This is a genomic window from Bacillus cereus group sp. BfR-BA-01453, from assembly GCF_022662915.1.
Classification (GTDB): Bacteria; Bacillota; Bacilli; order Bacillales; family Bacillaceae_G; genus Bacillus_A; species Bacillus_A paranthracis.
In genome coordinates this window covers 18,718-41,702 of record NZ_JAKUEN010000023.1, presented here as the reverse complement: position 1 = coordinate 41,702, position 22,985 = coordinate 18,718, and the positions used below count along the sequence as shown (strand labels likewise).

The following is a 22,985-nucleotide window of genomic DNA, read 5'->3' as shown; positions in this document are numbered from 1 at the left end:
AGAAGCTTATTTTGCTGTTTCGATATAATCTTGAAGCTCGTTTAAGATTTGCTCAGCGCCTTCTTTGCTTAAGATAATTTTACCTTCAGCTAAAGATAGGTTACCATCAGATACTTCACCAGTTACTTGGCAAGTCATGTTTGGTTTATATTTTTTTAAGATGATTTTCTCGTCATCAACATAGATTTCAAGAGCATCCTTTTCTGCAATACCTAAAGTACGGCGTAATTCAATCGGAATTACTACACGACCTAATTCATCAACTTTACGAACGATACCAGTAGATTTCATAATTCTTTTCCTCCTAAAGAAATAGTTTATAAGTTTCGAGTCTATTTTTAGATTCGTCATTTTTCGACAAAATACCCTATGGACATATGATACCAATCATTTACATTTCCGTCAATTCTTTAATTCTATATTTTTTAAAAAGATTTATAGATTTCTTACTTCTTATATATAATAGAATTTGAGTAATTTCTACTATTATTTCACTTTATTTTCGGAAAAATCAAGAAATTATAGGTAATGACTGTATATTTTCTTGAAATATGAGTAATAGATGATAAATATAAAAATATGAACTTGTTTTTATCCTGCATTAACGAGTAGTAAGATTCTAAATTTTAAATTCGGCTGGGCCAAAGAAGTTAAGTGGAAGTCGGATTGCTCGTAAAAGTCCGATTGGTGTGGGTTGATAATCCGTGGGAATGAACAAGACCCTCACAGATTAAAGTTTCACTTTATATATAAGTTTTTGATATACTATTTATAAATACATATGAGGTTATCCGGGAGGTCCAAAACAATGACAAAGGAAAACAAATCCTTTTATATTACTACCCCAATTTATTATCCAAGTGGAAAATTACACATTGGACATGCTTATACAACAGTAGCAGGAGATGCGATGGCACGATATAAGCGTATGCAAGGATATAATGTTCATTATTTAACAGGAACTGATGAGCATGGACAGAAGATCCAAAAGAAAGCAGAAGAATTAAATGTTACACCACAAGCATATGTGGATAACATCGTTGCAGGAATTAAAGAACTTTGGGAGAAGATGGATATCTCCTATGATGACTTTATCCGTACAACGGAAGATCGTCATAAAGATGTTGTCGAAAAAATCTTCAAGCAACTAGTAGATCAAGGTGATATTTATCTTGATGAATATGAAGGTTGGTATTCTGTACAAGATGAGACATTCTATACAGAGCATCAATTAGTAGATCCAATTATGGAAGGTGACAAAGTAGTTGGGGGAAAAAGTCCAGACAGTGGTCATGATGTAGAACTTGTTCGTGAAGAATCATATTTCTTTAGAATGGGTAAATATGTTGACAGACTATTAAAGTTCTATGAAGAGAATCCACATTTCATTCAGCCAGAGTCTCGTAAGAATGAAATGATTAATAACTTTATTAAACCAGGATTGGAAGATTTGGCAGTTTCCCGTACTTCATTTGACTGGGGAGTTCGTGTTCCAGGTAATCCGAAACACGTTATTTACGTATGGGTTGACGCATTATCTAACTACATTACAGCATTAGGTTATGGAACAGAAAATGAAGAGATGTATAAGAAGTTCTGGCCAGCAGATGTGCATTTAGTTGGAAAAGAAATCGTTCGTTTCCATACGATTTATTGGCCAATCATTTTAATGGCATTAGATTTACCTCTTCCGAAAAAAGTCTTTGCTCACGGTTGGATTTTAATGAAGGATGGAAAGATGAGTAAGTCAAAAGGAAACGTAGTAGATCCAGTTACATTAATCGATCGTTACGGATTAGATGCATTACGTTATTACTTACTTCGTGAAGTTCCATTTGGATCTGATGGCGTATTCACACCAGAAGGATTTGTGGAGCGTATTAATTTCGATTTAGCAAATGACTTAGGTAACCTATTAAATCGTACAGTAGCTATGATTGATAAGTACTTTAACGGAGAAATTCCTGCATTTAAAGCAAATGTAACGGAATTTGATGAAACGTTAGTAACGTTTGCACAGGATACATTGAAAAAAGTGGAAGAAGCAATGGAGAACATGGAATTCTCTGTAGCTCTAAGTTCAATTTGGCAATTGATTAGCCGTACGAATAAATATATTGACGAAACACAACCGTGGGTATTAGCGAAAGATGAGAATGATCGCGAAAAGTTAGCCTCTGTAATGGCTCACTTAGCAGAAGTACTTCGTCAAACAGGTATTATGCTTATGCCATTCTTAACAGTAGCACCAAGCAAGATGTTCGCTCAGCTTGGCCTTACTGAAGAAGCACATACATCTTGGGAAAGCCTGTCTACAATTGGATGCATTCCAGCTGGAACAAAAGTAGAAAAAGGAAACCCGATTTTCCCTCGTTTAGAAATGGAAGTAGAGGTAGCGTACATTAAAGAACAAATGAAAGCCTCTGCTCCTAAAGTAGAAGAGAAAAAAGAAGAAGAACCGAAGGCAGAAGAAATTACAATTGATGATTTCTTTAAAGTAGAATTACGCGTAGCTGAAGTTCTATCGGCGGAACCTGTGAAAAAAGCAGACAAGTTGTTAAAAATTCAACTAGACTTAGGCACAGAAAAACGTCAAGTGGTTTCTGGAATTGCAAAATTTTATTCGCCGGAAGATTTAAAAGGTAAAAAAGTTATTTGTGTAACAAACTTAAAACCTGTAAAATTACGCGGTGAATTATCACAAGGTATGATCTTAGCGGGTGAAGAGAATGGCGTATTGTCATTAGCATCGATTGACCAAAATCTACCAAATGGTACAAAAATTAAGTAATTAAGACAAGAAAAGAGATGTTTCACGTGTAACATGTGTGAAGCGTCTTTTTTCTTTTTACACTCTCAATTTTTGCATTAAGATTGTAGTATTGTTATCGTTAAGTTATAAAAGAGCTTATTTGCGTAGAATAAATTTGATTTCAATATAAAAGGAGTTATGTATGATGTTGTTTGATACACATTCACATTTGAATGCAGAGCAATTTGAAGAAGACTTACAAGAAGTTATTGCCCGAATGAAAGAAGCGGGGGTTACTTATACAGTTGTTGTTGGTTTTGATGAAGTAACGATAAAAAAGGCGATTGAATTAGCTGAAGCCTATGATTTTATTTATGCCGCGGTTGGATGGCATCCAGTTGATGCAATCGACATGACAGAAGAGCATTTAGCTTGGTTAGAAGAACTTGCTTCTCATCCTAAAGTCGTTGCACTTGGAGAAATGGGCTTAGACTATCACTGGGATAAGTCTCCAAAAGAAATACAGAAAGAAGTATTCCGTAAACAAATTGCATTAGCGAAAAAAGTAAAATTACCGATTATTATACATAACCGCGATGCAACTCAAGATATTGTTGATATTCTAGAAGAAGAGAATGCAGATGAAGTAGGAGGTATTATGCATTGCTTTAGCGGTAGCGTAGAGGTAGCAGAGCGATGTGTTGATATGAACTTTTTAATTTCGTTAGGTGGACCGGTTACGTTTAAAAACGCTAAGAAACCGAAAGAAGTTGCTACGGAGATTCCATTAGAGAAATTATTAATAGAGACGGATTGTCCGTATTTAACACCGCATCCATTTCGCGGGAAACGAAATGAACCAAGTTATGTAAAACTCGTAGCAGAAGAAATTGCGAACTTAAAAGGAATTTCTTATGAAGAGGTAGCGGAAGTAACAACTAAGAATGCAAAAGCTTTATTTGGTGTCGAATAAAAAGAATGGGGGAGCCCATTCTTTTTATTTTTTGAGAAACAGAATAGTAGAAGTGGTAGAGAAAACGAGGGTGAATGAGTAAGTGTTACAATAAGGAGAGAGAACAAAGTTTTGGACATTCTATTTTTTAAAATGTAACAATGGGGAAAATAATAATGGAAAAGTCGTCATTTTTTTGTTTTACTAAGTAGAGACGAAACGAGTGTGGAGGCAAGCATGAAAATTAAAGAGATTATCGTTGTAGAAGGTAAAGATGATACAGTCGCGATTAAGCGTGCTGTTGATGCGGATACAATTGAAACGAACGGTTCAGCAATCGGTGATCATGTTATTGAACAAGTTAAATTAGCGCTGCAAAAACGAGGCGTTATTATTTTCACAGATCCGGATTATCCTGGAGAGCGTATTCGAAAAATTATTTCTGATAAGGTGCCTGGATGTAAACATGCTTTTTTACCGAAGGAAGAAGCACTTGCTAAGAGGAAAAAAGGTGTCGGGATTGAACATGCTTCTAATGAATCAATTCGCCGTGCTTTAGAGAATATACATGAAGAAATGGAAGCTTACACAAGTGAAATCAGTTGGAGCGATTTAGTCGATGCAGGTTTAGTGGGCGGAGAAATGGCAAAGAGTCGCAGAGAAAGAATGGGTAAGCTATTAAAGATTGGTTATACAAACGCAAAACAGTTACATAAACGTTTACAAATGTTTCAAGTTTCAAAAGAATCATTTGCAGAAGCTTATAAGCAAGTCATACAGGAGGAAAGAAAATGAAGGATATCGCAACGCCAAATCGTACGAAAGATATTGTTGAAAAGTATGGATTTTCATTCAAAAAAAGTTTAGGACAAAATTTTTTAATTGATACGAATGTATTAAATCGTATCGTTGATCACGCTGAAATTGGTTCAGAAAGTGGTGCAATTGAAATTGGACCAGGTATCGGTGCATTAACAGAACAATTAGCGAAGCGTGCTAAAAAAGTAGTGGCTTTTGAAATTGATCAAAGGTTATTACCGATTTTAGATGAGACGTTAGCTCCATATGGCAACGTTACTGTTATCAATAAAGATGTACTAAAGGCAGATGTACATGAGGTGTTTAGTGAGCAATTTGAAGAAGGGCAAGATGTAATGGTAGTAGCTAACTTACCATACTATATTACGACGCCAATTTTATTTAAATTGCTGGAAGAGAAATTACCGGTTCGTGGATTCGTTGTTATGATGCAAAAAGAAGTTGGGGATCGTTTAGCGGCTAAGCCTGGAACGAAAGAGTATGGTTCTTTATCCATTGCTATTCAGTATTATACAGAGGTAGAAACAGTTATGACTGTACCGCGTACAGTGTTTGTGCCACAACCGAATGTTGATTCTGCAATTATTCGCCTTCTAAAGCGTCCTAAACCAGTGGTAGAGGTAACAGATGAGACATTCTTCTTTGAAGTAGTACGAGCAAGTTTTGCACAGCGTCGTAAAACTCTAATGAATAATTTATCAAATAATTTAAATGGTTTCCCGAAAGATAAAGAGCTGTTGGATCGGATTTTAACAGAAGTAGGAATTGATCCAAAACGAAGAGGCGAAACGCTATCTATCGAAGAGTTTGCGACATTAAGTAATGCATTAGTTCTTCATAAGTTATCATAAGGGTACAAAAGGGACAGTTCAATTTGAACTGTCCCTTTTGTCACCTTTCTCCTCCTAAATTCATACTTTAAAAACAGGTAAGATGGCCTAACGAGTTTGGAGGTAGGAGAATGGCTTTACATGTTGGAGAATTAGTGGAACGATATTCTCATAATAGGGATATCCTTTTTCGTATTATAGAAATAAAAGGCGAGATAGCTATATTGTTTGGAGAGGAAATTAGATTAGTGGCAGATGCGCCACTTGAAGATTTAATTAGTATAGATCAACGAGAACATAAAAAGAGAGCAAAGCGTGAGAAAGAAACAATGGAGCGGACGTATCGTTTGTTTCAACAAGATTACGTATTAATGAAACAAAGGCATGAACACACTTCAACTGGTGGATATACAAGTGAAGTGAATTATTTTCAAATGCCAGGACGTGTATTGCACATAGATGGAGACCCCTTATATTTGCGCAAGTGCCTAGATTTATATAATAAAATTGGTGTTCCTGTACAAGGTATTCATTGTAAAGAGACGGAGATGCATGAAAAGGTAGTAGATTTAATAGACCATTTTCGCCCGGACATTTTAGTTATTACAGGGCACGATGCGTATACAAAATCAAAAGGTGTAAAGGGAGATTTAGCAGCATATAGGCATTCAAGGCATTTTGTACAGGCTGTTCGAGAAGTGAGAAAAAAATATCCATCATTGGATCAACTCGTTATTTTTGCTGGGGCATGTCAATCACACTTTGAAGCATTAATTCGAGCAGGCGCTAATTTTGCTAGTTCCCCATCTAGAATTAATATTCACGCACTAGATCCTGTATATGTGGTTGGTAAAATTAGTTTTACGTCATTTATGGAAAGGGTTAATGTATGGGATGTTGTACGTAATACGATTACTGGTGAAAAGGGACTTGGCGGGATTGAGACAAGGGGGATTTTACGAACTGGCTTACCTTTTCAACATTATGAAGAATAAGCAAGGTACATATGTATCTTGCTTTTTTGTATGGAGAGGATTTAAATCTGTTTGGATAAAAAGAGACAAGAACGCACAGACTACATAATGATACTTTTACAATATAGTATTTCTTCTATCTATTCGAACGCATGATGCTTTTATAATGATATTGTCTGTGAGTTGCGGTTAATAATTGGGATAGATATATCGTGTTTTAAGTGTTCAATCTAAATTACAGCGAGGTGTAACGAAGTATATGTCAAAACGTTTAGATGAAATTAAAAGCGAATTAGATCACCATCTTGGACAGAGACTGATGTTAAAGGCAAACAGTGGGAGAAGAAAAACTGTAGAACAATCAGGTGTACTTGCAGAAACGTACCGTTCTGTTTTTGTTGTACAACTGGATCAACAAGAAGATACGTTGCAACGTGTGTCGTATAGTTATGCGGATGTTTTAACAGAGACAGTAGAGTTAACATTTTATGGTGAACCTCATAATGAAGTGATTTTATAATTCATGTATCGTTACATATATTCCCACAAATGAAAAGCTATATTATTTTGCATACTAATGATACCGTAGCAAAATAAGGAGGGACTCTGCATTGAGTAGACGAAGAGGTGTCATGTCGAATCAATTTAAAGAAGAGCTTGCAAAAGAGTTGGGCTTTTATGATGTTGTTCAGAAAGAAGGATGGGGCGGAATTCGTGCGAAAGATGCTGGTAACATGGTGAAACGTGCTATAGAAATTGCAGAACAGCAATTAATGAAACAAAACCAGTAGTTGTAAGATACTTTCTATGCTACGGTAGCCGAGGAGTGATTCCTCGGCTTTTTGTACTATAAAAGGTGCCATCATTTTACATAAGTAGTTTCATTCTGAATGCTTTTCGTTATAATTAGGGAAGTGTCATCGTCTTACTATAAATTTATGGTAAAATAAACGATAAAAGATTGAGTACATAGAGTGGGTGAATAGATTGAAGCTACTAGTGAAAGCACCAGCAAAGATTAATCTGTCGTTAGATGTACTGGGAAAAAGACAAGACGGATATCATGAAGTGAAAATGATTATGACAACAATTGATTTAGCGGATCGTTTAGAACTAATGGAATTAGCAGAAGACCGTATTGAAATTTTATCCCATAATCGGTATGTCCCAGACGACCAAAGAAATCTGGCTTATCAAGCAGCGAAATTATTAAAAGAGAAGTTTAATGTGAAAAAGGGTGTATCTATTACTATTGAAAAAACGATTCCAGTAGCAGCTGGATTAGCGGGTGGAAGTAGTGATGCAGCAGCGACATTACGTGGTCTTAATAAATTATGGAATTTAGGGCTTACAATTGATCAGTTAGCAGAGCTTGGCGCAGAAATTGGGTCAGACGTATCGTTTTGCGTATATGGTGGGACAGCAATTGCCACTGGAAGAGGGGAGCAGATTGAGCACATAAAAACTCCACCTTCTTGTTGGGTTATTTTAGCAAAACCCCATATTGGTGTATCTACTGCTGATGTGTATGGAAATTTAAAGTTAAATCGAGTTACACATCCAAATGTAGATAAAATGGTGGATGTCATAAATGCTGGAGACTACAAAGGGATTTGTGATACTGTCGGTAACGTTTTAGAAGATGTAACGTTTGCGATGCATCCTGAAGTTGCACGTATTAAGGCACAGATGAAGCGATTTGGAGCAGATGCCGTATTAATGAGTGGTAGTGGTCCAACTGTATTCGGTCTTGTGCACCATGATTCGCGAATGCATCGTATATATAACGGATTAAAAGGATTTTGTGAACAAGTATACGCAGTACGTTTATTAGGAGAGCGAGAAACGCTTGAATAAAGACGTATAATACGTTATGATTTGTTTAGAATATTCGTGATTTGAGGTGAGAGTATGAAAATTAGACGAAGTACAAGATTAGTCGATATGACTTATTACTTGTTACAAAACCCTCGTCAGCTAGTTTCTCTCACTTTTTTTGCTGAAAGGTATCAATCAGCTAAGTCTTCTATTAGTGAAGATTTAGTTATTATTAAGCAAACGTTTGAACAACAAGGGGTCGGCACATTGCAAACGATACCAGGAGCAGCAGGAGGAGTGAAATATATACCATATATAAGTGAAGAAGAGGCAGATCTAATTATTGGTGAGCTTTGTAGCTTATTTGAAAATCCAGATCGTATTTTGCCTGGTGGTTACTTATATATGACAGATCTTTTAAGTAATCCTCGTCATATTAATGGGGCAGGTCGTTTGTTTGCTTCTGTTTTTGCTAGGCAACCAATTGATGCAGTTATGACGGTGGCAACAAAGGGAATTCCACTTGCGTATGCAGTGGCAAATTACTTAGATGTACCGGTAGTAATTGCAAGGAAAGACAATAAGGTAACAGAAGGACCAACTGTTAGTATTAACTATGTATCAGGTTCCTCTAAGCGCATCCAAACAATGACGCTAGCGAAGCGTAGCCTTCCAGAAGGATCCAATGTTTTAATTATTGATGACTTCATGAAAGCTGGCGGAACCATTCAAGGTATGATGAGTATGTTAGAAGAGTTTAAAGCTAATGTTGTTGGGATTGGTGTATTGGTAGAGTCTACGGATATTGAAGAAAGACTAATTAACAATTTTGTATCATTAATTCGTCTATCGGAAGTTGATGTGAAAGAAAAAGCGATTCAAGTGGAAAAGGGAAATTATTCACTGGCACCATTTGATGAAGGGCTTGTAGAGGCTGAGTAAAAAGGTAAAGCAAATAGCTTTATCTTTTTTTATTCTATTTATAAGTTATAAAATAGATGGACAAACTGCTTTTCGTGCACTATTTTTAAAGAGTAAAAATAAATAATAAAAGGGTGAAAAGTATGAAAGTTGTTCAAACAAACAATGCACCACAAGCAATTGGACCATATTCACAAGGGATTATTGTAAATAATATGTTTTACAGTTCAGGACAAATTCCGTTAACTGCAAGTGGAGAGCTTGTAGCAGGAGACGTAACAGTACAAACAGAGCAAGTATTTCAAAATTTACAAGCAGTATTAGAAGAAGCAGGTGCTTCATTTGATACGGTAGTAAAAACAACAGTATTCTTAAAAGATATGGATGACTTTAATGCTGTTAATGAAGTATATGGATCTTATTTCTCTGCTCATAAGCCAGCTCGTTCTTGTGTACAAGTAGCAAAATTACCGAAAGATGTTTTAGTTGAAATCGAAGTAATTGCCCTAGTTAAGTAATTCTTTGTAAGCGATAACCTCTACTAATCTCTATATTCAATTAAATTAAAAATTTTTATCTTAAAAATTTTTAAAAAATTAAAGGGAAAATAGAAATTTTGTGGAATTTATACAAATATATCGCTTATTTAGAAAAGGGTGGTGAACACAAGATGGAAGTGACTGACGTAAGATTACGCCGCGTAAACACAGAAGGCCGCATGAGAGCAATTGCCTCTATTACTCTAGACCATGAATTTGTTGTTCATGATATTCGTGTAATTGATGGTAATAATGGATTATTTGTAGCAATGCCAAGTAAACGTACTCCAGATGGAGAATTCCGTGACATTGCACATCCAATTAATTCTGGTACACGCTCTAAAATTCAAGATGCGGTTTTAACAGAGTATCATCGTTTAGGCGAGTTAGAAGAGGTTGAGTTTGAAGAAGCAGGTGCTTCGTAAAATTCGAATGAAAAGGGCTTTTTAGAGAAGCCCTATAATTTTGCAACAAACTCCTGTAAGCATTTACAGGGGTTTGTTTTTTTGTGTTTATACATATATCTCATTTAGAAAATTCCGAATTAAATAAAATAAAGAGGAGAACTTCTAATTTTTTCAAAATCATTTTAAATAGTATAGCTTATTTCTTAAAAAAGATACTAAAGAGTAAAACATCTTATAAGAATTATGGTAAAATTTAATAGTTAAAATGTGTTTCTTGAAATATATGATGATTTAGGATAATATCGTTAATGGATAAATAGGTTGCGATGGAGGGTCTATATGTCAAACAGATTTGCAGTGATTCTAGCGGCAGGTAAAGGCACACGTATGAAGTCTAAGCTATACAAGGTGCTTCATCCTGTATGTGGAAAACCTATGGTACAACATGTTGTCGATCAAGTATCTCAATTAGGATTGCAGAAACTTGTAACAGTCGTAGGACATGGTGCTGAAATGGTACAAGAACAGCTAGGAAACGTAAGTGAGTTTGCATTACAAGCAGAACAACTTGGTACAGCACATGCTGTAGATCAAGCTGCAAGTGTACTTGCAAACGAAGAAGGAACAACTTTAGTTATTTGTGGTGATACACCGCTAATAACTGCTGAAACGATGGAAGCATTACTTCAGCAACATAAAGAAGCAGGGGCAATGGCAACGGTATTAACAGCTTACATAGAAGAACCTGCTGGATATGGTCGTATCGTTCGTAATGAGAATGGTCATGTTGAAAAGATTGTTGAGCATAAGGATGCAAATGAGAAAGAATTAGCTATTAAAGAAATCAATACAGGTACGTATTGTTTTGATAATAAAGCTTTATTCGCTTCACTTTCTAAAGTTTCAAATGATAACGTACAAGGTGAATATTACCTGCCAGATGTTATTGAAATTTTAAAAAATGAAGGTCATATTGTATCAGCTTATCAAACAGAGCACTTCGATGAAACGTTAGGTGTTAACGACAGAGTCGCTCTATCGCAAGCGGAAATTATTATGAAAAACCGTATCAACCGAAAGAACATGGTAAATGGTGTTACTATTATTGATCCAAGTAACACGTATATTTCTGCTGATGCAATTATCGGTAGTGATACAGTTCTTCATCCAGGAACAATTATTGAGGGGAACACTGTAATCGGTTCTGATTGTGAGATTGGACCGCATACAGTAATTCGCGATAGTGAAATTGGAGATCGTACGACAATTCGTCAATCTACTGTACATGATAGTAAGCTTGGTACAGAAGTATCGGTTGGCCCATTTGCACATATTCGCCCAGATTCAGTTATTGGAGATGAAGTACGCGTTGGAAACTTCGTGGAAATCAAAAAAACTGTTTTTGGTAATAGAAGTAAAGCTTCACACTTAAGTTATATCGGGGATGCACAAGTTGGAGAAGACGTGAATCTTGGTTGTGGTTCAATTACGGTGAACTATGACGGTAAGAATAAATTCAAAACTGTGATTGGTAACGGGGTATTTATTGGATGTAATTCAAACCTTGTTGCTCCTGTAACAGTTGAAGACGGTGCTTATGTGGCAGCAGGCTCTACAATTACAGAGAATGTTCCATCAAAAGCATTGTCTGTAGCACGTGCACGTCAAGTTAACAAAGAAGACTATGTTGATCAATTGCTGAATAAGAAAAAATCATAATGTGGAGGGTTAATCTAGATGTCGACTCAATATCTAAATTCTAATTTGAAAGTATTCTCTTTAAACTCTAATAAGGAACTTGCTGAGCAAATTGCAAAGCATATTGGAGTAGGACTAGGAAAATGTTCTGTTGATCGTTTTAGTGATGGAGAAGTTCAAATTAACATTGAAGAAAGTATCCGTGGTTGCGATGTATTCATTATTCAATCTACAAGCTTCCCAGTAAACGAACATATCATGGAATTACTTATTATGATCGATGCATTAAAGCGTGCATCTGCAAAAACAATTAATATTGTTATTCCTTACTATGGTTATGCGCGTCAAGACCGTAAAGCGCGTTCTCGTGAACCAATTACATCGAAACTTGTAGCAAACTTGCTTGAAACAGCAGGTGCAACTCGTGTAATCACTCTAGATTTACATGCTCCACAAATTCAAGGGTTCTTTGATATCCCAATCGACCACCTAATGGGTGTACCGATTCTTTCAGATTACTTTGAAACAAAAGGTCTTAAAGATATCGTAATCGTGTCACCTGACCACGGTGGAGTAACTCGTGCTAGAAAAATGGCAGATCGCCTAAAAGCACCGATCGCTATTATTGATAAGCGTCGTCCTCGTCCGAACGTATCTGAGGTAATGAACATTATCGGTAATATTGAAGGTAAAACAGCAATTTTAATTGATGACATCATTGATACAGCTGGTACAATTACATTAGCAGCAAACGCTCTTGTTGAGAACGGTGCTTCTGAAGTATATGCTTGCTGTACACACCCAGTATTATCTGGTCCAGCAATTGAGCGTATCCAAAACTCAAATATTAAAGAGTTAGTTGTAACGAACTCTATCGTATTACCAGAAGAGAAGAAAATCGACAAAGTACATGAACTTTCAGTTGCTCCACTAATCGGAGAAGCAATCATTCGTGTATACGAAGAAGAATCTGTAAGTGTATTATTCAATTAATTGGATAGAATGAGACGTAACCAAGATTGGTTACGTCTTTTCGTATCGAAAAAAGAAAGTAGTGGTACAAGAATGAAATTGATAGTAGGACTTGGGAACCCAGGTAGAGAATATGAATTAACAAGGCATAATATTGGATTTATGGCGATTGATGAACTTGCAAAGCGTTGGAATATTTCTTTGAACGAACAAAAGTTTAAAGGAGTATTTGGTGCAGGATTTGTTAATGGAGAAAAAGTAATCTTATTAAAGCCACTTACATATATGAATTTATCTGGGGAAAGTATTCGTCCGTTAATGGATTACTATAAAATTGATGTAGAGGACTTCGTTGTTCTGTACGATGATTTAGACATCCCTGTAGGTAAATTACGCCTTCGTATGAAAGGCAGTGCGGGTGGACATAATGGTGTGAAATCAACAATTTCACATTTAGGAACACAAGAGTTTCAACGTATCCGCATGGGAATCGATCGTCCGAAAAATGGAATGAAGGTAGTAGATTACGTATTAGGACGTTTTACATCAGAAGAGATTCCTGATGTAAATCATTCTATTGAAAAAGCAGCAGATGCATGTGAAGAATGGTTAAATAAACCTTTTCTTCAAATTATGAATACTTTCAATAGTTAAGAGTACGATTGGGAATATTTTATTTTATTTTTACCCATACTAGCAGTAATTGGATTTTTAGGAGGCTAGTATGGAAGGGTATTATTATTGCAGACATTGCGGGAGTAATGTAGGCTCCGTTACCGCAGAAAAAGTATATAGCGACGTTTTATTTCAACTAACAGAGCAAGAAGTAGTAGAAATGATTCATTTTCATGAGAATGGAAATATATATATAAAAACGATTTGTGAATTGTGTCAAGAAACGCTCGCATCTTATCCTGAGTATTATGAATATGAAAAATTTCTGCAATAAAATGTTGTCGCTTTGGCATGTCCAAAGCATTTTTCTGTTTTCTTTTTCCAAAATATTTGCATAAAATATAGTGGCTTGCTCTTTTATGTTGAGAGGGGTTTTGAAAATGATAGGTTTATTAGAGCAATTTTATAAAAATGAAGAAATCCAATCGGTCATTAATGGATTAGAAGATGGTTTAAAAGAGCAACTTGTATCAGGTATGGCAACCTCTTCTCGTTCGTTATTAATGGCGGCCTTATATAAAAAAACAAAAAAATCACAACTTATTGTGACGCATAATTTATATCAAGCACAAAAAGTACATGAAGATTTAGTGGCGTTACTTGGTGAAAAAGATGTATGGCTATATCCAGTAAATGAATTGATAGCATCAGAACTTGGTGTTGCAAGCCCAGAATTGAAGGCGCAACGTATTGAAGTGTTAAATCGCTTAGCTGCAGGAGAGCATGGGATTATTGTAGCACCAGTTGCAGGACTACGCAGATTTTTACCAATGAAAGAGTTGTGGAAGCAAAGGCAAATCGAAATCAGTCTAGGGCAAGAGATTGATTTAGATACATTTTTGCATACTTTACATCATATCGGCTATGAGCGTAAGTCTATGGTAGAAGCTCCTGGAGAATTTAGTTTGCGTGGGGGAATATTAGATATATATCCACTAACTGAAGAGTTACCATTTCGTATTGAATTTTTTGATACAGAAGTCGATTCTATTCGATTATTTGATGTGGATGAACAGCGCTCTCAAGATAAAAAAGAAAGTGTTAGATTTGGTCCAGCAACAGAGTTTTTATTTTCGCAGGAAGAATTGAAATCAGGAATTAAGCATCTTGAAGAAGGTCTGACTAAGACGATGCAAAAACTTTCTGATGATAAGTTGAAGACTACAGTGCTTGAGACGGTAAGTCATGAAATTGAGATGTTAAAAAACGGGCAAAGTATAGAACAGATGTTTAAATATTTATCTATTTTCTATAACGAACCTGCTAGTCTGATAGATTATTTACCAGAAGATGGTGTTGTGATTTTAGATGAGATTTCACGTATTCAAGAAACAGCATCACATCTTGAAACGGAAGAGGCGGAATGGTATATATCCCTTCTCGGTGAGGGAACAATCATTCAAGATTTATCTTTCTCTCATTCGTTTGAAGAATTTCTTCATCATAAAAAAAGAAGTTTTGTATATTTAACGTTATTCTTACGTCATATAGCACATACACATCCGCAAAACATTGTGAATGTTACATGTAAAACAATGCAAGATTTCCATGGGCAGATGCAGTTGTTGAAAACTGAAATTGATAGATGGAACGAAGGGCATTTTACGACTGTTGTGTTAGGTACAGATGATGAACGTGTGAAAAAACTACAACATATTTTAAGTGATTATGATATTGAGGCAGATATTGTAGAAGGCACAGATATATTATTGCCTGGAAGGTTACAAATTGCTGTAGGTGATTTACATGCAGGATTTGAAATGCCGATGCAAAAGCTTGTTGTCATTACTGAAAAAGAGCTTTTTCATAAGAAAGTTAAAAAATCACAACGTAAGCAAAAGTTATCGAATGCTGAACGTATTAAAAGTTATTCGGAATTAAAAGTTGGGGATTATGTAGTTCATGTAAATCATGGTATAGGTAAATTCTTAGGTATTGAAACATTAGAGATTAACGGTGTTCATAAAGATTATTTGAATATTAAATATCAAGGTAATGATAAGTTATACGTTCCAATTGAACAAATTGACCAAGTGCAAAAATATGTAGGATCTGAGGGTAAGGATCCGAAAGTTTATAAATTGGGTGGAAATGATTGGAAGAAGGTCAAAACGAAAGTTGAAAAATCTGTACAAGACATTGCGGATGACCTAATTAAACTATATGCTGAGCGCGAAGCTTCAAAGGGTTATGCATATACACCGGATACGGCAGAACAACAAGAATTCGAGTCCGCTTTCCCGTATCAAGAGACAGAGGATCAATTACGTTCTATTGAAGAGATTAAAAAGGATATGGAACGTGGACGTCCGATGGATAGGCTTCTTTGTGGTGATGTAGGATATGGAAAGACGGAAGTAGCTATTCGTGCGGCGTTTAAAGCAATTATGGATGAAAAACAAGTTGCAATTTTAGTGCCGACAACGATCCTTGCACAACAACACTATGAAACAATTCGAGAGCGTTTTCAAGATTATCCAATCAATATAGGATTATTAAGTAGATTCCGTACGAGAAAGCAGCAAAATGAAACAATTAAAGGTTTAAAAGATGGCACAGTAGATATTGTAATCGGAACGCACCGTATTTTATCTAAAGATGTTACTTATAAGGATTTAGGTCTTCTTATTATTGATGAAGAGCAAAGATTTGGTGTAACGCATAAAGAAAAAATTAAACAATTAAAAGCAAATGTTGACGTATTAACATTAACGGCAACTCCGATTCCGCGTACGCTCCATATGTCTATGCTTGGTGTGCGTGATTTATCTGTTATTGAGACGCCGCCAGAAAATCGTTTCCCGGTTCAAACATATGTAGTAGAGTATAATCCAGCATTAATGCGAGAAGCGATAGAACGGGAGCTTGCAAGAGGTGGTCAAGTTTACTTCCTATATAATCGTGTAGAGGATATCGAACGAAAAGCAGATGAAATTTCGATGTTAGTTCCAGATGCGCGTGTAACTTATGCACATGGGAAAATGAACGAGAGTGAATTAGAGTCTGTTATGCTATCGTTTTTAGAAGGACAGCATGATGTTCTTGTAAGCACAACGATTATTGAGACGGGTGTAGATATTCCAAATGTAAATACATTAATTGTATTTGATGCAGATCGTATGGGATTATCGCAGTTGTATCAGCTTCGTGGGCGTGTTGGACGTTCTAATCGTGTTGCATATGCTTACTTTGCATACAAACGGGATAAAGTGTTATCGGAAGTTGCGGAGAAGCGCCTGCAAGCCATTAAGGAGTTCACAGAGCTTGGATCTGGTTTCAAAATTGCGATGCGAGATTTATCAATTCGTGGTGCTGGTAACTTGTTAGGAGCCGAACAACATGGATTTATTGATTCTGTCGGATTTGATTTATATTCTCAAATGTTAAAAGATGCAATTGAACAGCGTAGAGGAACAGACGGAGTTGAAAATACAGTTAATGTTGAAATTGATTTAGAAGTAGATGCATATTTACCGGATGCTTATATTTCTGATAGTAAACAAAAAATTATGATGTATAAACAGTTTAGAGGTGTTTCTGCAATTGAGGATATTGAAGAGTTGCAGGAAGAGATGATAGATAGATTTGGTGATTACCCGCAAGAAGTTGGTTACTTATTGCAAATCGCAAATATTAAAGTATTAGCAATGAAAGAACAAATTGAATTAATTAAGCAAAATAAATTTGAAGTAACAATTCTGTTCTCAGAACAAGCGAGTCAAAACATTGATGGCGGAAAATTATTCATGCTTGGAAATAGTTTTGGGCGAATGATTGGTCTAGGAATGGAAGGATCACAATTGAAAATCGTCATGAAAACAAATGGCTTAGAGACATCGAAGTGGTTAACAATTGCTGAAAATTTATTAAAAGGCTTGCCAGATGTAAAAAAAGAAGTCATAAATGCCTAATATTAGATAAAAAAATGCAATTCGACGTGCATAGAAGAACTAATGTGTAAAATACTATGTCTAACAGTTGGTGATTTTTACATGAACAGGTAAATTCACCACTTTGATCATCAGTAGAAAGTGAGGCAGCATTAGAATGAAAGCAACTGGAATCGTACGTCGAATTGATGATTTAGGTAGGGTAGTAATCCCGAAGGAAATTCGTAGAACTTTACGTATTCGAGAAGGGGACCCACTAGAAATATTTGTAGATCGCGATGGAGAAGTAATTTTAAAGAAATATTCTCCAATTAGCGAGCTAGGTGATTTTGCAAAAGAATATGCAGATGCTTTATATGATAGCTTAGGACATAATGTGCTTGTATGTGATCGAGATTCTATTATCGCAGTATCAGGTGTATCAAAAAAAGAATACTTAAATAAAAGCGTTGGCGATTTAATTGAAAAAACGATGGAAGAAAGAAAGTCTGTTATTATGACGGACGAAAGTGATATTTCCATTATTGATGGTGTAACAGAAAAGGTTCATTCTTATACAGTTGGGCCGATTGTTGCAAATGGAGACCCAATTGGGGCTGTCATTATTTTTTCAAAAGAAGCGATTATAAGCGAAATAGAGCACAAGGCGGTCAATACTGCTGCCAGTTTCTTAGCAAAACAAATGGAACAGTAAAGGTGTATGATTTTAGAAGTAGCAATCTTTCCTAATTATGATATTTCTTCTTGAGAAATCAATTATTTGGAGATATATGTATATTGAATGAAGGTAGCGCTTTGCTACCTTTTTTCATTGAATATTTCTAACGTTGCACGAACGTATTCTTACTTGTGTAGGTAAGGAAGCTTGTCCTTTTCTTTATGATATAATACGAGGGGTGAGAATAGAAAAAGGAGTTTTCTTGCATGGAATCGAAGAAGTATCAAGCCTTTTGGCGTGGGGCTATTATATTAACAATCGCAAGTTTTGTTACAAAGGTATTAAGCGCCTTTTACCGTATTCCATATCAAAATATAGCGGGTGACGTTGGTTTTTATATTTACCAACAAATTTATCCATTTTATGGATTTTGTTTAATTTTAGCTACTTATGGGTTCCCTATTATAATTTCAAAAATGGTTGCGGAACGATTAGAGCGAGGGAAAAAACAAGAAGCAGAGGAAATTATTTGTGTATCTTTTTGGTTTTTATTAGGGATTGGTTTCATAGGATTTTTTACATTGTTCTTTGGTGCCGAAGCAATTGCGATAGCTATGGGCGATATACACTTAGATAAGCTATTACGCGTTATTTCCTTTTCATTCATATTGATGCCGTTTTTATCTGTAGCAAGAGGATATTTCCAGGGATTCAATAATATGATGCCAACAGCTGTTTCGCAAGTGATAGAACAAACGATTCGTGTTTCTATTATTGTATTTTTATCTCTATTCCTAATTGCTCACGAATTTGATTTATATACAGTTGGTGCAGGTGCTATGCTCGGTTCAATCGCAGGTGGATTGATTGGGATTATCGTACTTATACTTTATATGCGTCATGACTTTCGTTCTATATTCTTCAAAAGTGTAAAGAGGATTAAAGGGAAAAAGAAGATTATAAAAATTCTGTTTTGGCAGGGGTTAGCGATTTGTGTTAGTAACTTAGTGCTTATTTTTATACAAATGGCTGATTCTATTTCTTTCTATTCTCTACTTATTGGAGCGGGAGAGCCAGTTGAAAGTGCAAAGGTGTTAAAAGGTGTTTATGACAGAAGTATCCCGCTTATGCAATTGGGTACTGTCGTGACAACTTCCTTCTCGTTGTCGCTTATTCCAATTATTACAGCAGCGAAGGAAAGAGGGGATCTTACCTTTATTCGAGAAAAGGTAAGGTTAGCGATGAAAATAACATTTGTTATCGGATTTGCAGCAGCCATTGGATTAACTTGTATTATTCAACCTACGAATATTATGTTGTTTGAAAATAGTGATGGGTCAGATGTTTTATCTATTTTATCTTTATCTATTTTATTTAGTTCATTGTCGATTACAACTGCTTCTATTTTGCAAGGGTTAGGACAAACATTAAAACCAGCAATATTCGTTATATTTGGCGGTTGTTTAAAGTTAGCTTTAAATTATATATTAATGCCATATTTTAGTGTGAAGGGAGCTGCAATTGCGACGCTAGTTGCGTTAATTGTAATTTCTATACTAAATAGTGTATTACTTATGCGAGCTGTATCCGAATCGCTTATCGACAAACGGAATATGTTAGGTATAGTTATTAGTGGTATCGGTATGGGATTTGTACTAATAATGTTTATGCGTGTATTGCAAATGTCTGGATTAGTAATGGATACAAGTCATAGAGGTGTTGCAACACTTGAGGCGTTGTTAGGTGTAGCCATCGGCGGATTGGCATATATGTTTTTCATTTTAAAATTACGTGTATTTACAAAAGTAGAAATAGGAACCGTTATGAAAAAAGAGAAAAAAGAAGGTTCATTGAAGAAGAGTGGATAGAGGTGACAGGTTGTGAGTGGAATCATTACTATTTTAGGATTAGGTGCTGGTGAATTAGATCAGTTAACGATGGGTGTATATAGAAAAATAAAAGAAGCAGATCACATGTTTGTTAGAACGAAGGAACATCCCGTTATAGAAGAGTTGGAGAAAGAAGGTATACGATATACTGCTTTTGACAATGTATATGAAGCACATGATACATTTGAAATTGTATATGAAACAATTGCGAATACATTGCTAAAACAAGCTGAAGGTGCAGAAATCATCTATGCTGTTCCAGGGCATCCACTTGTAGCGGAAAGAACGGTTCAGCTACTATTGGAAAAAAGTGAAGTAGCGAATATTGAAGTGCGAATTGAAGGTGGGCAAAGTTTCCTTGATCCTATGTTTGCAAGTCTTAAGATTGATCCGATTGAAGGATTCCAATTAATTGACGCTACATCATTTGAAAGAGGACAATTAGAATTACGTCAACACTTAATCTTTTGCCAAGTATATGACGCATTCGTTGCATCAGATGTGAAATTAACATTAATGGAGATGCTGCCAGATGATTATGAAGTGTATATCGTAACAGCTGCAGGGACTTCATTTGAGCAAGTGAAAAAGGTGCCGTTGTACATGTTAGATCATGAAACGGAGTTGAATAATTTAACGAGTGTGTACATACCACCAGTTCAGGAACGTGCATCCTTGTATCAACAGTTTGATGTGCTTAGAGAAATTATTGCAGATCTTCGTGGCCCGAATGGCTGTCCATGGGATAAAAAGCAAACACATCAATCTTTAAAGAAATATTTAATTGAGGAAGCTTATGAAGTATTAGAAGCAATTGATGAAGAGGATGATGATCACTTAGTAGAAGAACTGGGTGATGTATTATTACAAGTTATGCTTCATGCCCAAATCGGAGAGGACGAAGGTTGGTTCTCTATAGATGATATTATTCGAACTTTATCTGAGAAAATGGTTCGTCGTCATCCGCATGTATTTGGGAATACGGATGTAAATAATGCCGATGAAGTAATTGCCAATTGGGAAGAAATTAAAAAACAAGAAAAAGGGTTTGTAAAAGAATCTGTTTTAAATGGGGTTCCAAAAAGTTTGCCGCAGTTACTGCGCGCTTATGAAATCCAGAAAAAAGCTGGTAAGGTTGGTTTCGATTGGGTTGATGTACAGCCGATGATAGAGAAAGCCTTAGAAGAATGGCAAGAGTTCCAACAAGAAGTTACAAACATGGATGAGGCGAAGATGTTAAGTGAATTTGGCGATTTACTATTTGCGTTTGTTAATATAGCTCGTCATTATAAAATAGATCCAGAAGAAGCGTTACGTTCAACAAATGAGAAATTCGTCAGTCGTTTTTTATACATGGAAGCAAAGGTAGCTGAAATGAAGAAAGAGATGCAAGATTTATCATTAGAGCAGTTAGATGTTTTCTGGGAAGAGGCAAAACAAACAGAGCGTTAATAGGGGGATTTAATATGCGTCTAGATAAGTTTTTAAAAGTATCACGTTTAATTAAAAGAAGAACATTGGCGAAAGAAGTAGCTGATCAAGGAAGAATATCCATTAATGGTCAAGTGGCAAAAGCAAGTTCAGATGTAAAAGTAGCTGATGAATTAACAATTCGTTTTGGTCAAAAAATAGTAACTGTAAAAATAAATGAATTGAAAGAAACGACTAAAAAAGAAGATGCAGCAAATATGTATAGCTTAGTTCGTGAAGAAAAAGTAAAGGCCGAAGAAGGCTTGTTCTAAAATCGATTATCCCTTCATACATTACTATTAGCTAGTATAAATGTATGGGGGGATTTACGTGAATAATGGTTACTCACCTATGTCTTCTAATCAACAAAATGTTTCTGTAGAGCATGATATTATTATGCGTGGCAGACGTGTAATTGATATTACCGGTGTAAAGCAGGTAGAGAGTTTTGATAGCGAAGAGTTTTTACTTGAGACCGTAATGGGCTTTTTAACAATTCGCGGTCAAAATTTGCAAATGAAAAATTTAGATGTAGAAAAAGGTGTTGTATCGATTAAAGGGAAAGTTCATGAGATGCTGTATATTGATGAGAATCAAGGGGAGAAAACTAAAGGCTTCTTTAGTAAGTTGTTTAAATGAGTCTAACAATTCAGTTGTATACGATGCTCTCAATGATCGGAATGGGTGCTTGGATTGGAGCGTCTTTAGATACATACCAACGATTTTTAAAACGTCAAGAACGTAAGCGTTGGATTGTATTTATACATGATATACTATTTTGGATTGTCCAAGCATTATTCGTTTTTTACGTATTACTTCTTGTAAATGAAGCTGAACTACGTATATATGTATTTTTAGCATTATTATGTGGTTTTGCGGCATATCAAAGCATGTTGAAAGCAATATACATGAGACTGTTAAATTTTCTCATCTATATTTTTGTGCAAACAACACACTTTTTTGTTCAAATTATACAGCTACTCATGATAAAACCTGTTATTATTATAGCGCAGCTATTTATTGCATTTATATTATTCTTATTTCGTATACTGCTTTCAATTGGACATGTGTTATGGAAAATGGTGATTTGGATATTACTTTTCATATGGAAAGTTTTTTTCTGGCCTGTTCGATTTATTGCTTCGCTCATATGGAAACTTCTCCCTAATCGTGTTAAACTTTTTATAATGAAGCATGTAGGGTTCCTGCAATATATAGCAAAATTGAAGGGACATATCTTCCAATTGTGGGAGCGTATAAAAAAGAAGTTAGGGGGACCTCGGAAATGAGGGAACTGAGACAAAGAACAATCGAAAAACAGAGTCCAAATCCTGTTAAAGAGCATATAATACAAACGGATGAGAACAGGAAGCGACTTTATCGCCGTTTAGCGGTTTTTCTTGTCTTTGCTTTTACAATTATTGCGAGTATTAGTGTAACGTTTTATCAACAAAACAGTTCCATTAAAGCAAAAGAAGCAAAAGTTAAGGACATGAAAAAAGAACTGGATTCATTAACGAACAAAGAAAAGAGTCTAAAAGACGAAGTTCAAAAGTTAAATGATGAAGAGTACGTATTAAAGATTGCTAGAAGGGATTATTTCTTCTCTGGAAAAGGGGAGATAATTTTTCCTGTTTCTAAGTAGAGTATGTCTTATTGACACTATATTTTAGGATTATATATAATAAAGTAAAATTTGACTTTTTAACCACTAAGGAGGA

At 35.5% G+C, this 22,985-nt stretch carries 24 protein-coding genes; 23 read left to right on the top strand and 1 reads right to left on the bottom strand.

The annotated features are described in order from the left end of the window. Window positions 1-6: 6 nt before the first annotated feature. A complete protein-coding gene (locus MR070_RS25535; RefSeq protein ID WP_000843036.1) occupies window positions 7-291 on the bottom strand; it encodes an AbrB/MazE/SpoVT family DNA-binding domain-containing protein in 285 nt (94 codons plus the stop codon). Window positions 292-808: 517 nt separating this feature from the next. Here MR070_RS25535 and metG point away from each other — a divergent pair. From metG to divIC, 23 genes are all read left to right on the top strand, one after another. Continuing rightward, on the top strand, window positions 809-2,791 hold the full coding sequence (gene metG, locus MR070_RS25530; protein WP_000159677.1) for a methionine--tRNA ligase: 1,983 nt from the start codon (window positions 809-811) through the stop codon (window positions 2,789-2,791). A 166-nt stretch (window positions 2,792-2,957) separates the two neighbouring features. Continuing rightward, entirely contained in the window at window positions 2,958-3,725 is a 768-nt protein-coding gene (locus MR070_RS25525) for a TatD family hydrolase (protein ID WP_070805065.1), read from the top strand. A gap of 216 nt (window positions 3,726-3,941) precedes the next feature. After that, window positions 3,942-4,499, top strand: a complete 558-nt coding sequence (gene rnmV / locus MR070_RS25520) for a ribonuclease M5 (protein ID WP_000692830.1) — start codon at window positions 3,942-3,944, stop codon at window positions 4,497-4,499. Next, window positions 4,496-5,374 carry a 16S rRNA (adenine(1518)-N(6)/adenine(1519)-N(6))-dimethyltransferase RsmA gene (gene rsmA / locus MR070_RS25515; RefSeq protein WP_000651552.1) on the top strand — a complete coding sequence of 293 codons (879 nt, stop codon included), beginning with the start codon at window positions 4,496-4,498 and terminating at the stop codon, window positions 5,372-5,374. The genes rnmV and rsmA overlap by 4 nt, the downstream gene beginning before the upstream one ends. A 110-nt stretch (window positions 5,375-5,484) precedes the next feature. Beyond that, on the top strand, window positions 5,485-6,348 hold the full coding sequence (yabG, locus tag MR070_RS25510) for a sporulation peptidase YabG (protein ID WP_001173738.1): 864 nt from the start codon (window positions 5,485-5,487) through the stop codon (window positions 6,346-6,348). A gap of 238 nt (window positions 6,349-6,586) precedes the next feature. After that, entirely contained in the window at window positions 6,587-6,847 is a 261-nt protein-coding gene (gene veg / locus MR070_RS25505; RefSeq protein ID WP_000044350.1) for a biofilm formation stimulator Veg, read from the top strand. Between the two features lie 91 nt (window positions 6,848-6,938). Then, the gene (gene sspF, locus MR070_RS25500; protein WP_001985066.1) at window positions 6,939-7,118 is read left to right on the top strand and encodes an acid-soluble spore protein SspF; all 180 of its coding nucleotides are present in this window, start codon (window positions 6,939-6,941) and stop codon (window positions 7,116-7,118) included. Window positions 7,119-7,314: 196 nt separating this feature from the next. Next, the gene (gene ispE, locus MR070_RS25495) at window positions 7,315-8,184 is read left to right on the top strand and encodes a 4-(cytidine 5'-diphospho)-2-C-methyl-D-erythritol kinase (protein ID WP_000772094.1); all 870 of its coding nucleotides are present in this window, start codon (window positions 7,315-7,317) and stop codon (window positions 8,182-8,184) included. A 54-nt stretch (window positions 8,185-8,238) separates the two neighbouring features. After that, window positions 8,239-9,087 carry a pur operon repressor gene (purR, locus tag MR070_RS25490; protein ID WP_000702473.1) on the top strand — a complete coding sequence of 283 codons (849 nt, stop codon included), beginning with the start codon at window positions 8,239-8,241 and terminating at the stop codon, window positions 9,085-9,087. Between the two features lie 122 nt (window positions 9,088-9,209). After that, window positions 9,210-9,584 carry a RidA family protein gene (locus MR070_RS25485; RefSeq protein ID WP_000869807.1) on the top strand — a complete coding sequence of 125 codons (375 nt, stop codon included), beginning with the start codon at window positions 9,210-9,212 and terminating at the stop codon, window positions 9,582-9,584. Window positions 9,585-9,736: 152 nt separating this feature from the next. Further along, window positions 9,737-10,030 carry a septation regulator SpoVG gene (gene spoVG / locus MR070_RS25480; protein ID WP_000454041.1) on the top strand — a complete coding sequence of 98 codons (294 nt, stop codon included), beginning with the start codon at window positions 9,737-9,739 and terminating at the stop codon, window positions 10,028-10,030. A gap of 321 nt (window positions 10,031-10,351) precedes the next feature. Beyond that, the gene (glmU, locus tag MR070_RS25475) at window positions 10,352-11,731 is read left to right on the top strand and encodes a bifunctional UDP-N-acetylglucosamine diphosphorylase/glucosamine-1-phosphate N-acetyltransferase GlmU (RefSeq protein ID WP_000071036.1); all 1,380 of its coding nucleotides are present in this window, start codon (window positions 10,352-10,354) and stop codon (window positions 11,729-11,731) included. Between the two features lie 18 nt (window positions 11,732-11,749). Beyond that, on the top strand, window positions 11,750-12,703 hold the full coding sequence (locus MR070_RS25470; protein WP_000107420.1) for a ribose-phosphate diphosphokinase: 954 nt from the start codon (window positions 11,750-11,752) through the stop codon (window positions 12,701-12,703). Between the two features lie 72 nt (window positions 12,704-12,775). Next, window positions 12,776-13,336, top strand: a complete 561-nt coding sequence (gene pth, locus MR070_RS25465; RefSeq protein ID WP_001979768.1) for an aminoacyl-tRNA hydrolase — start codon at window positions 12,776-12,778, stop codon at window positions 13,334-13,336. 70 nt (window positions 13,337-13,406) lie between these two features. Further along, window positions 13,407-13,631, top strand: coding sequence for an anti-sigma-F factor Fin (locus MR070_RS25460; protein ID WP_000399440.1), 225 nt, complete (start codon window positions 13,407-13,409; stop codon window positions 13,629-13,631). Between the two features lie 106 nt (window positions 13,632-13,737). After that, window positions 13,738-17,268 carry a transcription-repair coupling factor gene (gene mfd / locus MR070_RS25455; RefSeq protein WP_138322580.1) on the top strand — a complete coding sequence of 1,177 codons (3,531 nt, stop codon included), beginning with the start codon at window positions 13,738-13,740 and terminating at the stop codon, window positions 17,266-17,268. Window positions 17,269-17,404: 136 nt separating this feature from the next. Beyond that, window positions 17,405-17,941 (top strand): stage V sporulation protein T, encoded by a 537-nt coding sequence (spoVT, locus tag MR070_RS25450; protein WP_000648302.1) that lies wholly within the window; start codon window positions 17,405-17,407, stop codon window positions 17,939-17,941. Window positions 17,942-18,171: 230 nt separating this feature from the next. Continuing rightward, a complete protein-coding gene (locus tag MR070_RS25445) occupies window positions 18,172-19,773 on the top strand; it encodes a putative polysaccharide biosynthesis protein (protein ID WP_138322579.1) in 1,602 nt (533 codons plus the stop codon). A gap of 12 nt (window positions 19,774-19,785) precedes the next feature. Beyond that, window positions 19,786-21,246: a bifunctional methyltransferase/pyrophosphohydrolase YabN gene (gene yabN, locus MR070_RS25440; RefSeq protein ID WP_000014267.1), complete on the top strand. Its 1,461-nt coding sequence runs from the start codon at window positions 19,786-19,788 to the stop codon at window positions 21,244-21,246. A 14-nt stretch (window positions 21,247-21,260) separates the two neighbouring features. Then, window positions 21,261-21,536, top strand: a complete 276-nt coding sequence (locus MR070_RS25435; protein ID WP_001234876.1) for an RNA-binding S4 domain-containing protein — start codon at window positions 21,261-21,263, stop codon at window positions 21,534-21,536. 58 nt (window positions 21,537-21,594) lie between these two features. Next, window positions 21,595-21,903 carry a sporulation protein YabP gene (yabP, locus tag MR070_RS25430; protein WP_001059101.1) on the top strand — a complete coding sequence of 103 codons (309 nt, stop codon included), beginning with the start codon at window positions 21,595-21,597 and terminating at the stop codon, window positions 21,901-21,903. Continuing rightward, the gene (gene yabQ, locus MR070_RS25425; protein ID WP_000059762.1) at window positions 21,900-22,553 is read left to right on the top strand and encodes a spore cortex biosynthesis protein YabQ; all 654 of its coding nucleotides are present in this window, start codon (window positions 21,900-21,902) and stop codon (window positions 22,551-22,553) included. The genes yabP and yabQ overlap by 4 nt, the downstream gene beginning before the upstream one ends. Further along, complete coding sequence (gene divIC / locus MR070_RS25420; RefSeq protein WP_001208736.1) at window positions 22,550-22,909, top strand: cell division protein DivIC; 360 nt, start codon at window positions 22,550-22,552, stop codon at window positions 22,907-22,909. The genes yabQ and divIC overlap by 4 nt, the downstream gene beginning before the upstream one ends. Window positions 22,910-22,985 lie beyond the last annotated feature (76 nt).

Excerpts from the sequence above, each read along its gene's own strand:
- metG (WP_000159677.1), top strand. The coding sequence starts at position 809 with ATGACAAAGGAAAACAAATCCTTTTATATTACTACCCCAATTTATTAT.
- yabQ (WP_000059762.1), top strand. The coding sequence starts at position 21,900 with ATGAGTCTAACAATTCAGTTGTATACGATGCTCTCAATGATCGGAATG.
- spoVT (WP_000648302.1), top strand. The coding sequence starts at position 17,405 with ATGAAAGCAACTGGAATCGTACGTCGAATTGATGATTTAGGTAGGGTA.
- spoVG (WP_000454041.1), top strand. The coding sequence starts at position 9,737 with ATGGAAGTGACTGACGTAAGATTACGCCGCGTAAACACAGAAGGCCGC.
- rsmA (WP_000651552.1), top strand. The coding sequence starts at position 4,496 with ATGAAGGATATCGCAACGCCAAATCGTACGAAAGATATTGTTGAAAAG.
- veg (WP_000044350.1), top strand. The coding sequence starts at position 6,587 with ATGTCAAAACGTTTAGATGAAATTAAAAGCGAATTAGATCACCATCTT.
- purR (WP_000702473.1), top strand. The coding sequence starts at position 8,239 with ATGAAAATTAGACGAAGTACAAGATTAGTCGATATGACTTATTACTTG.
- MR070_RS25525 (WP_070805065.1), top strand. The coding sequence starts at position 2,958 with ATGTTGTTTGATACACATTCACATTTGAATGCAGAGCAATTTGAAGAA.
- glmU (WP_000071036.1), top strand. The coding sequence starts at position 10,352 with ATGTCAAACAGATTTGCAGTGATTCTAGCGGCAGGTAAAGGCACACGT.
- MR070_RS25535 (WP_000843036.1), bottom strand. The coding sequence starts at position 291 with ATGAAATCTACTGGTATCGTTCGTAAAGTTGATGAATTAGGTCGTGTA.
- rnmV (WP_000692830.1), top strand. The coding sequence starts at position 3,942 with ATGAAAATTAAAGAGATTATCGTTGTAGAAGGTAAAGATGATACAGTC.
- MR070_RS25470 (WP_000107420.1), top strand. The coding sequence starts at position 11,750 with ATGTCGACTCAATATCTAAATTCTAATTTGAAAGTATTCTCTTTAAAC.
- MR070_RS25435 (WP_001234876.1), top strand. The coding sequence starts at position 21,261 with ATGCGTCTAGATAAGTTTTTAAAAGTATCACGTTTAATTAAAAGAAGA.
- MR070_RS25445 (WP_138322579.1), top strand. The coding sequence starts at position 18,172 with ATGGAATCGAAGAAGTATCAAGCCTTTTGGCGTGGGGCTATTATATTA.
- yabG (WP_001173738.1), top strand. The coding sequence starts at position 5,485 with ATGGCTTTACATGTTGGAGAATTAGTGGAACGATATTCTCATAATAGG.
- divIC (WP_001208736.1), top strand. The coding sequence starts at position 22,550 with ATGAGGGAACTGAGACAAAGAACAATCGAAAAACAGAGTCCAAATCCT.
- MR070_RS25485 (WP_000869807.1), top strand. The coding sequence starts at position 9,210 with ATGAAAGTTGTTCAAACAAACAATGCACCACAAGCAATTGGACCATAT.
- MR070_RS25460 (WP_000399440.1), top strand. The coding sequence starts at position 13,407 with ATGGAAGGGTATTATTATTGCAGACATTGCGGGAGTAATGTAGGCTCC.
- mfd (WP_138322580.1), top strand. The coding sequence starts at position 13,738 with ATGATAGGTTTATTAGAGCAATTTTATAAAAATGAAGAAATCCAATCG.
- pth (WP_001979768.1), top strand. The coding sequence starts at position 12,776 with ATGAAATTGATAGTAGGACTTGGGAACCCAGGTAGAGAATATGAATTA.